At 71.9% G+C, this 13,468-nt stretch carries 10 protein-coding genes; 5 read left to right on the plus strand and 5 right to left on the minus strand.

Going from position 1 to position 13,468, the window contains the following annotated elements; genetic code table 11:
* Positions 1-6: 6 nt before the first annotated feature.
* Positions 7-1,617, minus strand: coding sequence for an AMP-binding protein (locus ACFWRT_RS27760; protein ID WP_380952384.1), 1,611 nt, complete (start codon positions 1,615-1,617; stop codon positions 7-9).
* Positions 1,614-3,302: an AMP-binding protein gene (locus tag ACFWRT_RS27765; RefSeq protein WP_380952383.1), complete on the minus strand. Its 1,689-nt coding sequence runs from the start codon at positions 3,300-3,302 to the stop codon at positions 1,614-1,616. The genes ACFWRT_RS27760 and ACFWRT_RS27765 overlap by 4 nt, the downstream gene beginning before the upstream one ends.
* Before the next feature lie 115 nt (positions 3,303-3,417).
* Between ACFWRT_RS27765 and ACFWRT_RS27770 the strand changes: the two genes are divergently transcribed.
* Entirely contained in the window at positions 3,418-4,281 is an 864-nt protein-coding gene (locus ACFWRT_RS27770; protein WP_380952382.1) for a response regulator transcription factor, read from the plus strand.
* A gap of 12 nt (positions 4,282-4,293) precedes the next feature.
* On the opposite strand, the gene ACFWRT_RS27775 is transcribed toward ACFWRT_RS27770, so the two are convergent.
* Entirely contained in the window at positions 4,294-5,415 is a 1,122-nt protein-coding gene (locus ACFWRT_RS27775) for a winged helix DNA-binding domain-containing protein (RefSeq protein WP_380952381.1), read from the minus strand.
* A 146-nt stretch (positions 5,416-5,561) separates the two neighbouring features.
* Here ACFWRT_RS27775 and ACFWRT_RS27780 point away from each other — a divergent pair, with 146 nt between their 5' ends.
* Positions 5,562-6,443, plus strand: coding sequence for a DMT family transporter (locus tag ACFWRT_RS27780; RefSeq protein ID WP_380952380.1), 882 nt, complete (start codon positions 5,562-5,564; stop codon positions 6,441-6,443).
* A gap of 12 nt (positions 6,444-6,455) precedes the next feature.
* Here ACFWRT_RS27780 and ACFWRT_RS27785 read toward each other — a convergent pair whose 3' ends face one another.
* Together ACFWRT_RS27785 and ACFWRT_RS27790 are read right to left on the minus strand one after the other, a co-directional pair.
* Positions 6,456-7,493, minus strand: a complete 1,038-nt coding sequence (locus ACFWRT_RS27785) for a glutathione S-transferase family protein (RefSeq protein ID WP_380952379.1) — start codon at positions 7,491-7,493, stop codon at positions 6,456-6,458.
* A complete protein-coding gene (locus tag ACFWRT_RS27790) occupies positions 7,490-8,992 on the minus strand; it encodes an MFS transporter (protein WP_380952378.1) in 1,503 nt (500 codons plus the stop codon). The genes ACFWRT_RS27785 and ACFWRT_RS27790 overlap by 4 nt, the downstream gene beginning before the upstream one ends.
* A gap of 105 nt (positions 8,993-9,097) precedes the next feature.
* Between ACFWRT_RS27790 and ACFWRT_RS27795 the strand changes: the two genes are divergently transcribed.
* The 3 genes from ACFWRT_RS27795 to ACFWRT_RS27805 all read left to right on the plus strand — a co-directional run bounded on the left by ACFWRT_RS27795 (position 9,098) and on the right by ACFWRT_RS27805 (position 13,361).
* On the plus strand, positions 9,098-9,493 hold the full coding sequence (locus tag ACFWRT_RS27795; protein ID WP_380952377.1) for a VOC family protein: 396 nt from the start codon (positions 9,098-9,100) through the stop codon (positions 9,491-9,493).
* A gap of 168 nt (positions 9,494-9,661) precedes the next feature.
* Positions 9,662-10,762: a glycoside hydrolase family 5 protein gene (locus tag ACFWRT_RS27800; protein WP_380952376.1), complete on the plus strand. Its 1,101-nt coding sequence runs from the start codon at positions 9,662-9,664 to the stop codon at positions 10,760-10,762.
* A gap of 190 nt (positions 10,763-10,952) precedes the next feature.
* Entirely contained in the window at positions 10,953-13,361 is a 2,409-nt protein-coding gene (locus ACFWRT_RS27805) for an endonuclease/exonuclease/phosphatase family protein (protein ID WP_380952375.1), read from the plus strand.
* The last annotated feature ends 107 nt before the right edge of the window (positions 13,362-13,468 follow it).

The following is a 13,468-nucleotide window of genomic DNA, read 5'->3' on the forward strand; positions in this document are numbered from 1 at the left end:
CCCCGCTCATCCGGCGTACGTCTCCCGCAGCTCGATCTTGCGGACCTTCCCGCTCACCGTCATCGGGAAGGCGTCCAGAATCCGCAGCCCGCACGGGATCTTGTAGTGGGCGAGCCGCTCCCGGCAGTACGCGGTGACCTCCTCCAGGCTCGGCGGGTCGGCCGGGTCCCGGGGGATGACACAGGCCAGGATCTCCTCCCCGTACCGCTCGTCCGGCACCCCGACCACCTGGACGTCGGCGATCTTCGGGTGGCCGTGCAGGAACTCCTCGATCTCCCTCGGGTACACGTTCTCGCCACCCCGGATGATCATGTCCTTGATCCGGCCGACGACCTGCACGTAACCGTCCTCGCGCATCACCGCGAGGTCCCCGGTGTGCATCCAGCGGCCCGCGTCGATGACGTCGGCGGTGCGGTCGGGCTGGTCCCAGTAGCCGAGCATCACGCTGTAGCCCCGGGTGCACAGTTCGCCCGCGCTGCCGCGTGGCAGCGTGGTGCCGGTCGCCGGGTCGACGACCTTGACCTCGATGTGCGGCAGCACCCGGCCCACGGTGCCGGTGCGGCGCTCCAGGTCGTCGTCACGGCGGGTCTGGGTGGAGACGGGCGAGGTCTCGGTCATGCCGTAGCAGATGGACACCTCGTCCATGTGCATCTCGGCGACCACCCGCTTCATCACCTCGACCGGGCAGGGCGATCCGGCCATGATCCCGGTGCGGAGTGAGGAGAGGTCGTAACGGGAGAAGTCCGGGAGGTTCAGCTCGGCGATGAACATGGTGGGGACGCCGTAGAGCGAGGTGCAGCGCTCCTGCTGGACGGCGGCCAGCACGGCGGCGGGCTCGAAGGACGGCCCCGGGATCACGATGCAGGCGCCGTGCGAGGTGATGGCGAGGTTGCCCATCACCATGCCGAAGCAGTGGTAGAAGGGGACCGGCAGACAGACCCGGTCGGACTCCGTGTAGGCGATCATCTCCCCCACGAAATAGCCGTTGTTGAGGATGTTGTGGTGGGAGAGGGTGGCACCCTTGGGGAAGCCGGTGGTGCCCGAGGTGTACTGGATGTTGACGGGGTCGTCGCAGGACAGCTCGGCCTCGCGCACCGCCAGTTGGGCGGAGGTGACGGCCGGGGCGGTCGCGGTCAGTTCGGCCCAGGACGGGTCACCGATGTAGTGGACGGCGCGCAGGGAGGGGCAGTTGGCGCGGACCTGGTTGACGAGGGCGCGGTAGTCGCTGGTGCGGTGGGCGAGGGAGGCGACGAGCAGCGTGATGCCCGCCTGGTTGAGGACGAACTCCAACTCGTGTGCGCGGTAGGCCGGGTTGATGGTGACCATGACGGCACCGATGCGCGCGGTGGCGTACTGGAGCAGCACCCACTCGGGGCAGTTGACCGCCCAGATGCCGACCCGGTCGCCCTTCTCCACCCCCGACGCCATCAGGGCGCGGGCCAGCTCGTCGACGTCGGCGCCGAACTCCGTGTAGGTCCAGCGGCGTCCGGAGACCACGTCGACCAGCGCCTCGCGCTCCCCGTGGGCGGCGATCGTCCGGTCCAGGTTGCGGCCGATGGTGTCGCCGAGCAGGGCGGTGGTGCCGGTGCCGTGCGCGTAGGACGGAGTGCTGTTCACGTGAGGTCCCCCTCGTCGAACTCGGTTCCGGTGCCCTGGGCGGTGCGTTCCCGCAGCTCGATGCGGCGGATCTTGCCGGACACGGTCTTGGGCAGTTCGGCGAACTCCAGCCTGCGGAGGCGTTTGTACGGGGCGAGGACCGCCCGCGAGTGTGCGAAGAGGACCTTCGCGGTCTCCGGCCCCGGCTCCCAGCCCTCCGCCAGCACGACGTACGCCTTCGGGACGGAGAGCCGCAGCGGGTCGGGAGCGGGCACGACGGCGGCCTCGACGACCGCTTCGTGCTCCAGGAGGGCGCTCTCCAGCTCGAAGGGCGAGATCTTGTAGTCGGAGGACTTGAAGACGTCGTCACTCCGCCCCACGTACGTCAGGTAACCGTCCTCGTCGCGCGCCCCGATGTCCCCCGTGCGGTAGTAGCCGCCGGCCATCGCCTCGGCCGTGCGCTCCGGATCACCGTGGTAGCCGGTCATCAGCCCCACGGGACGGTCGGAGAGGTCGAGGGCGATCTCCCCCTCGCTCTCCCCCTCGCTCGCCCCCGGCCGACCGGTGACCGGGTCCAGCAGCTCCACGCGGAAGCCGGGGCTGGGCCGGCCCATGGAGCCGGTCTTGAGGAGCTGGCCCGGCGTGTTGGCGACCTGGACGGCGGTCTCCGTCTGGCCGAAGCCGTCCCGGATGGTCACGCCCCACTCCCGCCGCACCGTCTCGATGACCTCCGGGTTCAGCGGCTCCCCCGCCGCGACGACCTCGCGCGGCGGGACCCTCAGCTGCGACAGGTCCGCCTGGATGAGCATCCGCCAGACCGTGGGCGGAGCGCAGAAGCTGGTGACGCCCGAGCGGTCCATCTCGGCCATCAGCCGGGCGGCGTCGAAGCGGGTGTAGTTGAAGATGAAGACGGTGGCCTCGGCGGTCCACGGGGCGAAGAGGTTGGACCAGGCGTGCTTGGCCCAGCCGGGCGAGGAGATGTTGAGGTGGACGTCGCCGGGCCGCAGCCCGATCCAGTACATCGTCGACAAGTGGCCCACGGGATAGGACACATGGGTGTGCTCGACCAGCTTCGGCCGGGCAGTGGTGCCGGAGGTGAAGTACAGCATCAGCGGCTCGTCGGCGTCTGTCGGCCGGTCGGGCGTGAAGTCGGCCGGGGCGTCGGCCACTTCGGCGTACGACAGCCAGCCCGCCGTCTCTCCCCCCACCGCGATCCTGGTGTACGAGCCCGGCACCTCGTCGAACTTCCCGGTGTCCGCGTCCCGCACCAGCACATGGCGCACCCGCCCGCGCTCCACCCGGTCGCGGAGGTCGGCGGGGCCGAGCAGCGGTGTGGCGGGGATGATCACGGCGCGCAGCTTCATCGCGGCGAGCGCGGTCTCCCACAGCTCCACCTGGTTGCCGAGCATCACGAGGATGCGGTCGCCCTCCCGGACCCCCTGCTTCTTCAGCCAGTTGGCGGCCCGGTCGGAGCGCTCGGACATGGCCGCGAAGGAGACCTCGGTACGCCGGCCGTCCTCCTCCACGATGTGCAGGGCGGTGCGGTCGTTGTCCTCGGCGATGACGTCGAACCAGTCCAGCGCCCAGTTGAAGTGGTCGGCGCGGGGCCAGCGGAATCCGGCGTAAGCACGCTCGTAGTCCTCGCGGTGGGCCAGCAGGAAGTCCCGGGCGGCCCGGAACGTCTCCGTCGCACTCGTCGCCGGCATGTGCCCTCCTCATTTCCTTGCGGCCCGGACGGGTCGATGGACATCATGTAAACAGTGACCCAGGTCTCACCACCCCCGGACGGGGGTGGTGCGGACCGGGAGGGAAGGTGTCGGAGTGCCGGAACCGGTCGATGCGGTCGATACCGTCGAGATGCGGACAGCGCTGGCGGGACTGCGCCGTACGAGCGGGCTGCCGGTCGCGTTCGGCGGCCCGCTGTCGGACGCCCGCCACGCGCGGATCGCCGAGCTGGACGGGGCGCGGACCGGCGCGCTGCGCGGTCTGGTCATCTCGGCCGGGAGCGGCCTCGGCGGCAAGGCCATCGCGCTCGCCCGGCCCTGCGCGGTGACGGACTACCCGCTCGCGCGCCACATCAGCCACGAGTACGACACGGCGGTGGCGGCGGAGGGGCTGCGCTCGGTGGTCGCGGTCCCCGTCGTCGTACGGCGGACGGTGCGGGGTGTGCTGTACGGGGCGCTGCGTACGCCGGTGAGCCTCGGGGACCGGACGTTCGACGCGGCGGTGGCGGCGGCCCGGGACGTGGAGCAGGCGCTCGCGGTCCGCGACGAGGTCCGGGAGCTGCTGGCCCTGACCCGGGAGCAGGTGACGGCCGGTCCCGGTGCGGCTCCGGGCGCGTGGGAGGACGTACGCGAGGCCCATCGGGAGCTGCGCGCGCTGGTGCCGAGGGTGGCGGCCGACCCGGCACTCCGCGACGCACTGCTGGCCGTCTGCGCGCGCCTCGCCTCGGCGTCCGGGGCGCGGGCCACCCCGGCGGCGGCCATGGAGGTGCGGCTCGCTCCGCGTGAGGTGGACGTCGTGGCGTGTGTCGCGGCGGGCGCGACGAACGCGGCGGCCGCCCGTCAACTGGGTCTGCGCCCCGAGACGGTGAAGGGGTATCTGCGCTCGGCCATGCGCAAGCTGGGGGCGCACACCCGGCTGGAGGCGGTGGTGGCGGCGCGCCGGGCGGGGCTGCTGCCGTAGAACGGCGGGGCGTCAGTCGCCGAAGTCCAGGAAGGTCGCGAACCGTACGTCGTACGAGACCGCGTCCGTCATCACCGTCAGCATCCGCACCGCCTCCTCGGTGATCGTCTCCCACTCACCCCGCCGCAGGGTCCGCAGCGACTGCACGGTCAGGGCCGCCGCGTCCCCGTCCCGGTCGATCCGCCAGACGGCGTCGAAGAACCCGTCGACCAGGACGGTCCCGTACGCCTGGTTGCCCACCCCGTTGCGGCCCTTGTCGACCTCCGCGATCACACGCGAGCGGTCGTCGTGGCCGAGGAGCACGTTGTCGAACTCGGGCAGGAAGCGCGGCGGGGCCGGGGTGTCCGGGTCGGGGCGCGGGGCGTCGGGGAGGTCGAAGAGCTCGGTGCCGTGCTCGTCGCGGAAGGTGCGGAGCCGGGGCCGCAGCCGGTCGAAGACCTCGCGCAGCCGGGTGAGCCCCGCCCAGCGCTGCATGTCCTTGACCGAGGCGGGGCCGAAGGCGTTCAGGTAGCGCAGGACGGTGGCGTCCGGCGTGGGTACGGGCTCCGGGGGCCTGCCGAGCCAGTGCTCCGCCGTCGTCAGGGCGACCTGCCCGCCGCGCCCCCACAGTCCGCGCGGGGTGACCTGGACCAGTGGCAGCAGGCACCGGGCGGCCACCGTGAGCGCGAGCGGGTCGGCCGCCGGCCAGCGGGCCAGCAGCTCTTCGCGCAGCTCCTTGACCGGGCGGGGGCGCTCCTCCACCAACTCCCTGCTCACCGCGGCGAGCCGCGCCAGGTCGACTCCGGCCAAGCCGTGCCGGAACGCCTTGAGCTCGCGGTCGCGCGCCGCCTGGACCAGCGGACGCAGGGTCAGGGCGTCGTCCGCCGTGTGGGTGTGGAGGGTGGAGCGGAGGGTGACGATCCGGACCACCTCACGGGACTCCATGAGGGCGGACAGCTCGCGCGGGTCGAACCCGTCCAGCCGTGAGTAGAGCTGGAAGTAGGGCGGCTTGGTGTTCTGCGCCTGGAGCCCGACGAGATGGCCGACCGCGTCCTTCGCGGACATCGTGGACCGGCGCAGCAGGAGCTGGCGGTCCAGGGTCGCCCGGTTCAGCGCCCGGGTGGTCAGGACGGCGGGGTGCTTCGTGGCAGCCATGGTCGGTACGGTAGCGGCGCTGTCCCCCGGGCGATGGCGAAGGCCGGGGCAGAGCCAAGGCCAAGGCCAGGACGGAGACGCACGGCGTTACGCCCACCGGCCCCACGCCCCGCGCGTTCCTCACCCGCCCGCCCCATGATGAACCGGTGATCAGTGTCCTCTTCGCCGTGCTGACCGCCCTGAGCAACGGCTCCGCCTCGGTGCTCCAGCGCCGGGCGGCGATGCGGGTGCCCGACAGCGAGGCGCTGCACCTCTCCCTGATCGGCCATCTGGTGCGCCAGAAGGTGTGGCTGGCCGGGATCGTCCTGGTGATCGTGGCCGCCGTCTGTCAGGCGGTGGCCCTGGCGACCGGGCCGATCTCCGTGGTGCAGCCGATCTTCGTCATCGAGCTGCCCGCGACCCTGCTGCTGGCCGGCTGGATGATGCGGGTCCGGGCCCCGCGTACGGTCTGGTACGGCGTCGCCGCGGTGACCGTCGGCCTCGCGATCGGGCTCGGGTCGGCCGCGCCGGTCGACGGTACCGACGCCGTGCGGGGTGCGGACTGGGTGCCGACGCTGCTGCTGACCGGGGCGTTCGAGGCGGTGCTGATCGTCGCCGCGCTCCGGGTGCGCGGCAACGCCCGGGCGGCGCTGCTGGGGCTGGCCGCCGCCTGCGGGTACGCGCTGACGGCGGCGCTGATGAAGGACGCGATGGCGCACCTGGGGCCGGGCGGCGGGGCCGTCGCGCTGCTGACGTCCTGGCAGCTCTACGCGACGGCCGCGGCCGGGGTGGGGGCCCTCTTCCTGCTCCAGAACGCCCTGCACGCGGGCAGCCTGGTGGCGGTGCAGCCGATGCTGACGCTCGGGGACGCGCTGATCAGCATCCTGTACGGGGTGACGCTCTTCGAGGAGGAGCTGCGCACCGGCTGGTGGCTGCTGCCCGAACTGGCCGGGCTGGGGCTGATCGCGGTGGGGTGCGTGGCGCTGGCCCGTTCCTCCCTGGCCACCGACACGCTCGCCCCGCAGCCGCCCCCGCCCCGGGTCAGCTGAGGAAGCGGCAGGTCAGACCTGGTCGAGCGGCGTGACCCGCTCGTCCTCCCGTACGGGTGCCGGCGGCGTGCCGTCACCGAACGGGCGGCCGCCGAGCTGTTCGCGGTGGTGCGGGGTGGTCCAGCCGGAGAGGTCGGGGCCGAGGGGGACGATGCCGGTCGGGTTGATGCCCGTATGCACCTGGTAGTAGTGGCGCTTGATGTGGTCGAAGTCGACCGTGTCCCCGAACCCGGGGGTCTGGTAGAGGTCGCGGACGTACGCCCACAGGACGGGGTTTTCGGTGATCTTCGTACGGTTGCACTTGAAGTGGCCGTGGTAGACCGCGTCGAAACGGACCAGGGTGGTGAAGAGGCGGATGTCGGCCTCGGTGATGGTGTCGCCGACCAGGTAGCGGCGGTCGGCGAGGCGGGCGGACACCTGGTCGAGGCGGGCGAAGAGTGCCTTATAGGCTTTCGCGTAATCCTCTTGGGTGCTGGCGAACCCGGCTTTGTATACGCCGTTGTTGATGTCCTGGTAGATGCCCTCCATGACCTCGTCGATCTCCGCGCGCAGCGGTTCGGGGTAGAGGTCGGGGGCGCCGGGGCGGTGCAGGGCGGCCCACTCGGTGGCGAGGTCCAGGGTGAGCTGCTGGTAGTCGTTGGTGACCAACTGCCCGCTCGGTACGTCGACGATCGCGGGGACACTGACCCCGCCGGGGTAGTCGTGCTCCCGGGCGTCGTACGCCTCGCTCAGGTAGCGGATGGAGAGCACCGGGTCCTTGCCGCCGGGGTCCAGGGTGAAGCGCCAGCTCCGGTCGTCCTGGATGGGGTCGGTGACGGCGAGGGAGAGGGCGTCCTCCAGGCCGAGGAGGCGCCGGGAGACCAGGGCGCGGCTGGCCCAGGGGCAGGCCCGGCTGACGACGAGCCGGTAGCGGCCGGGCTCGACGGGCCAGCCGTCACGGCCGTCGGCGGTGACGCGGTCGGCGAAGTGGCTGCGGGACCGCTTGAACGGCTTGTGGCCGTAGGAGGTGTTGCCGTCGCTCCCGGCGCTCTTGCCGGATGTGTCGCTCATGCCGCGCTCCTCGTCGGATCGGTGCGTTCTTTCCGTTCACGTCGTCTGCCCCGCCGGTCGGCTCCGACATCGGCCAGCGCCACGATCAGTGCGGCCAGCACGAAGGCGACCGAGACGATCAGGCCGTGGTCGTACGCGTCGGCCCACCCCGCCGTCCCGACCTGGGCGAAGAACACCGCGCCCACGGCCGCGATCCCCACCGCGGAGCCGACCCGCTGCCCGGTCTGGAGGGTGCCGCCTGCGCTTCCGGCCCGGGGTACGGGGACCTCGGCCAGGGTCAGCGTCTGGTTCGGGGCGATCACCAGACCGCTGCCGAGGCCGGCGACGAGCAGCGGCCCGGCCATCGCCCAGCCCGCGCCGCTGCCCGGGACCCAGTGGACGGCGAGCGCGGTGCCCGCGAGGCCGAGGGCGACCATCGTGAGTCCGGCCACCACCAGTGGGCGGCCGAACCGGCCGACGAGCCGGCCGCCGATCGACGCGGCGACCCCGGAACCGAGGGCGAAGGGGGTGATGGCGAGTCCGGCCTGGAGCGCGGAGTAGTTCAGGCCCGACTGGAGGTAGAGGGTCGTGACGAAGAAGATCGAGGTGAACCCGGCGAAGTAGAGCAGGATCAGCAGGCACCCCAGCCAGTAGGAGCGCAGCCGGAACAGCGAGAGGTCCAGCACCGGGTGGGTGGGCCCGCCCGTGCACCGCGCCTCCCAGGCGACGAAGGCGCCGAGCAGGGCGGCGGCGAGCACGACCAGGAGCCACTTGCCGTTGCCGGGCCACTGCTGGGCCTGGACGAAGGGCAGCAGCAGGGCCAGGACCCCGGTGCCCAGGAGCAGGACGCCGACCGGGTCCAGGTCGCGCGGGCGGACCCGGCCGGCGGAGGGGGTGTCGGGGAGGAGGCGGTGGGCCAGCAGGAGGCAGACGGCACCGAGCGGGAGGTTGACGTAGAAGACCCAGCGCCAGCCGTGGTCGGGGCCCGCCGCCTGGATGAGCAGCCCGCCGAGCAGCGGGCCGACGGCGGTCGAGATCCCGACGACCGTGCCGAACATGCCGAAGGCCCGGCCGCGCTCGCGCCCGGAGAACATCTGCTGGATCAGCGCGGAGATCTGCGGCGAGATCAGACCGCCCGCGATGCCCTGGACCAGTCGGGCGATGACCAGCCACATGCTGGACTGGGCGGCTCCGCAGGCGGCGGAGGCCAGGGTGAACAGGGCGAGTCCGGCCATGAAGACGGCCCGGCGGCCGCGCGCGTCGCCGAGGCGGCCCGAGGGGATCAGGAAGAGGCCGAAGGCGAGGGCGTAGCCGGAGAGCACCCATTGGAGGTCGGACTCGGGGGTGTTCAGCCCTTCCCTGATGGACGGGAGGGCCACGTTGACGATGGAGACGTCCAGCAGGGTCATGAACCCCGCCACCAGACAGACCGCCAGCGCCTTCCAGCGCCGGGGGTCGGGGGTCGGGGCGGGGGCGGCGTCCCGTCCGCCCGGGCCGGGTCGCGCCGCGCTCTCTGCCATGGTTCGCACCTTAGGTCGGGCCGGGGATTTCCTCATCCGGACATCCGGGCATCCGAACGTCCTGTGCACGGCGTGTCCGGGGTGGCCGGGGGTACCTGTTCCCGCATGACTGTGGAGAAAACGAGCGTCCTCGTCCTTGACTGTGCCGAACCGATGGAGCTGGCCGAGTTCTACGCCGGTCTGCTCGACGCGGAGACACGGATCGGCTCCGACCCCGACTTCGTGGAGATCGTCGGCAACGACGGCGTCCGGCTGGCGATCCGCCGGGACCACGGCTACGCACCGCCGAGCTGGCCCCGCCCGGAGGACTCCCAGCAGGCCCATCTGCGGATCCTGGTGAGCCGTGACGACATCGACGAGGCCGAGCGCGAGGCGATCTCGCTCGGGGCCCGGCCCGTCGACACCGGGGACAGCAACAGCGGTCCGCGCGATGTCCGGGTGTACGGGGATCCGGCGGGCCACTCGTTCTCGCTGGCGGTGTACCCGCTGCCGCAGGACTGAGCCGACAGCGCGCGGCCAGGGGCTCTTCGGAGCCCCTTTTCTCTTGGGCTGCCTCGTGGACTCAATAGACAGGAAAGTTTCCCAACACTGTTGCACTAATTGGAAGGAAGCTTTACTTTCAGTTCTGCCGCCATGGCGTCTCCCACCCCACCCGAAGGGAGCACCACCATGTACCAGCGCACCACTTCCCCCACCGAGCCAACCGCCGTCCCCACGGCCGACCGGCGCGGATTCACCCGCAAGGCCCTGCTCACCGCGTCCGCGCTCGGCGTGGTCACCGCACTCCTGGCCCCCGTCCGGGCGGGGGCCGCACCGGCCCCCGCCGCCCACACCTCCGCCGCCCCCACCGCCGCCACCCCCCTCGCGGCCAACGGCCAGCTCTCCGTCTGCGGCCGGCAGCTCTGCAACGCCTCGGGCCAGGCGGTCGCCCTCAACGGCATGAGCACCCACGGCACCCAGTGGTACGCCCAGTGCGTCACCGACGGGTCTCTCAACGCCCTGGCCACCGACTGGCGCGCCGACGTGCTGCGCGTCTCCACCTACGTACAGGAGGGCGGGTACGAGACCGACCCGGCCGGATTCACCGCCCGAGCGCAGAAGTTCATCGACGCGGCACACGCGCGCGGCATGTACGCGGTCATCGACTGGCACATGCTCACGCCGGGCGACCCGAACGCCAACCTCGCGCGGGCCAAGACCTTCTTCACGGCGATGGCGAAGAAGTACAAGGACCACCCGGGCGTGCTCTACGAGATCGCCAACGAGCCCTCGGGGGTGAGCTGGCCGGCCATCAAGTCGTACGCCGAGCAGATCATCCCGGTGATCCGGGCGCAGGACCCCGACGCGGTGGTCCTGGTCGGGACGCGTGCCTGGTCCTCGTTCGGGGTCTCGGAGGGCTCGAACGAGTCGGAGGTCGTGAACAACCCGGTCCGCGCCTCGAACATCATGTACACCTTCCACTTCTACGCGGCCTCGCACCGCGAGGCGTACCTCAGCGCCCTGGACCGGGCCTCCGACCGACTGCCCGTCTTCGTCACGGAGTTCGGGACGCAGAACTACGCGGGCGAGGGCGCGAACGACTTCGCGATGTCGCAGCGCTACCTCGACCTGATGAAGCGCAAGAAGATCTCCTGGACCAACTGGAACTACTCCGACGACCACCGCTCCGGTGCCGTCTTCAAGACCGGCACCTGCAACGGCTTCAACTGGACGGGGACCGGCGTCCTGAAGGAGGCCGGGGTCTGGATCCGCGAGCGCATCCGCCAGTGACCCGGGCCCGCCCCGTCCGCCGCCGATAAGGCGGGGCGGCCCTCCGTACCACGTCCGGTGCGGTGCACTCCCCCACCGCGCCGCACCGGGCGCTCATGTGCACGATGCGGGGAATTAACCTCCAACGCCTTGTCATGTCCCATCTACGCGCATAGCTTTTGGCCTTCAGACCTACGTTGGGGGCACCTCCGTGCAGATATCCAGATCCGGTTCCGTCCTGCTGACCGGCGCGGTCGCCGTCGCGCTCGCGGTGACCGCCCTGCCCGCCGCCCAGGCGGCCCCGTCCGCCACCGCGGTGATCTCCGAGGTGTACGGCGGCGGGGGCAACTCCGGCGCGACGCTGACCCGGGACTTCGTCGAGCTGGCCAACACCGGCTCCGCCCCGTTCCAGGTCGGCGACTTCAGCGTGCAGTACCTGCCGGGCGCTCCGTCGGCCGGTTCGCAGTGGCAGGTCTCCGCGCTCACCGGGGCGATCGCCCCCGGCGGGCGCTACCTGGTCGCCCAGGCGGCGGGCACCGGCGGCACCGTCGCCCTGCCCACCCCGGACGCCACCGGCACCATCGCGATGGCCGCCGGAAGCGGCACGGTCGCCCTGGTCTCCGGCACCACGCCGCTGACCTGCAAGACGGCGGCGGACTGCGCGGCCGAGCCCCGGATCGTGGACCTGGTCGGCTACGGCTCCGCCGTCGTACGGGAGGGCAGCGGCCCGGCCCCCACCCCCTCGGCCACCGCCTCCGTCTCCCGGGCCGCCTCGCTCGCCGACACCGACGACAACGCCGCCGACCTCTCCGCCGGCGCCCCGACCCCCGTCAACGCGGCGGGCGAGACCTCCGGCGGCGGCCAGGAGCCGGAGGAGCCCGGCCCGACCGAGCCCGGCCCCGTCCGCATCCACGACATCCAGGGCACCACCCGCATCTCCCCGCTCGACGGCACGGCGGTCACCGGCGTGCCGGGCACCGTCACCGGCGTACGGACCACGGGTTCGCGCGGCTTCTGGATCCAGGACACCGCGCCCGACGGCGACGCCCGCACCAGCGAGGGCCTCTTCGTCTACACCGGCTCCGCCGCACCGGCCGTCAAGGTCGGCGACGCGGTCCTGGTGAGCGGCAAGGTCGCCGAGTACTACCCGGGCACCGGCACCCAGTCGATCACGCAGCTCACCGCACCCCGCACCACCGTGCTGTCCTCCGGGAACGCGCTGCCCGCGCCGGTCGTCCTCGACTCGCGCTCCGTGCCCGGCCGTTACGTGCCTTCGGCGGGTGGCGGTGCGATCGACACGCTGCCCCTGGAGCCGAAGCGGTACGCCCTGGACCTGTACGAGGCTCTGGAGGGCGCCCGGGTCCAGATCGCCGACACCCGGGTGACCGGGGCGACGACGGCGTACGACGAGATCTGGGTGACGGTCAAGCCGAAGGAGAACCCGACCCGGCGCGGCGGCACGCTCTACGCCTCGTACACGGACCAGAACACCGGCCGCCTCAAGGTGATGTCGCTGGACCCGGCGCAGCCGATCCCCACGGCGAACGTGGGTGACGTGCTGAAGGGCCGCACCACCGGTGTGCTCGACTACGCCTCGTACGGCGGCTACAACGTGCAGGCCACCGAGGTGGGCACGCACGTCGACAAGAAGCTGCGGCGCGAGGTGACCCGCAAGCAGAAGAAGGACGAGCTGGCGGTCGCCACGTACAACGTGGAGAACCTGGACGCGGCCGACCCGCAGGCCAAGTTCGACACGCTGGCCGAGGGCATCGCGGTCAACCTCTCCTCCCCCGACATCGTGTCCCTGGAGGAGATCCAGGACGACAACGGGCCGGTCAACGACGGCACGGTGGGCTCCGAGGCCACGCTGAAGCGGTTCACGGACGCGATCGTCGCCAAGGGCGGCCCGCGCTACGCCTGGCGCTACATCGCCCCCGAGAACAACAAGGACGGCGGCGAGCCCGGCGGAAACATCCGCAACGTCTTCCTCTACAACGCCCAGCGGGTCTCCTTCGCCGACCGGCCGGGCGGCGACGCCACCACGCCGGTGGGGGCGGTGAAGACCTGGAAGGGCGTGAAGCTGTCCGCCTCGCCCGGCCGGATCAACCCGGCGAGCCCGGCGTGGGAGGCCAGCCGCAAGCCGCTGGTGGGCGAGTTCACCTTCCGGGGCGAGCCGGTCTTCGTCATCGGCAACCACTTCGGCTCCAAGGGCGGCGACCAGCCGCTGCACGGCCGCTACCAGGAGCCGAACCGCTCATCGGAGACGAAGCGGATCCAGCAGGCCGCCGAGGTGAACGCGTTCGTCACCTCGCTGCTGAAGGCGGACAAGTCGGCGCGGGTGGTGGCGCTCGGGGACTTCAACGACTTCGAGTTCTCCCCGACGTTCACGGCACTGACCCAGGGCAAGGTGCTCAAGCCCCTGATCAAGACGCTGCCCGCCTCGGAGCGGTACAGCTACGTCTTCGACGGCAACTCGCAGACGCTGGACCACATCCTGACGAGCCCGGCGGTCCGGCGCTTCGACTACGACGTGGTGCACATCAACGCGGAGTTCGCCGACCAGGCGAGCGACCACGACCCGCAGGTGGTGCGGGTGAAGATCAACAGCCTCTGGTACTGACGCCCCGGGCCCGGGGGGGGGGGGGGGGGGGGGCCGGGGGCCCCCCCCCCCCCCCCCCGCCCGGCGGGGGGGGGGGGGGGGGGTGTGGGAAAAAAACAACCCCCCCC

Origin of the sequence: Streptomyces cyaneofuscatus (assembly GCF_042718795.1) — a bacterium.
GTDB lineage: Bacteria > Actinomycetota > Actinomycetes > Streptomycetales > Streptomycetaceae > Streptomyces > Streptomyces cyaneofuscatus_A.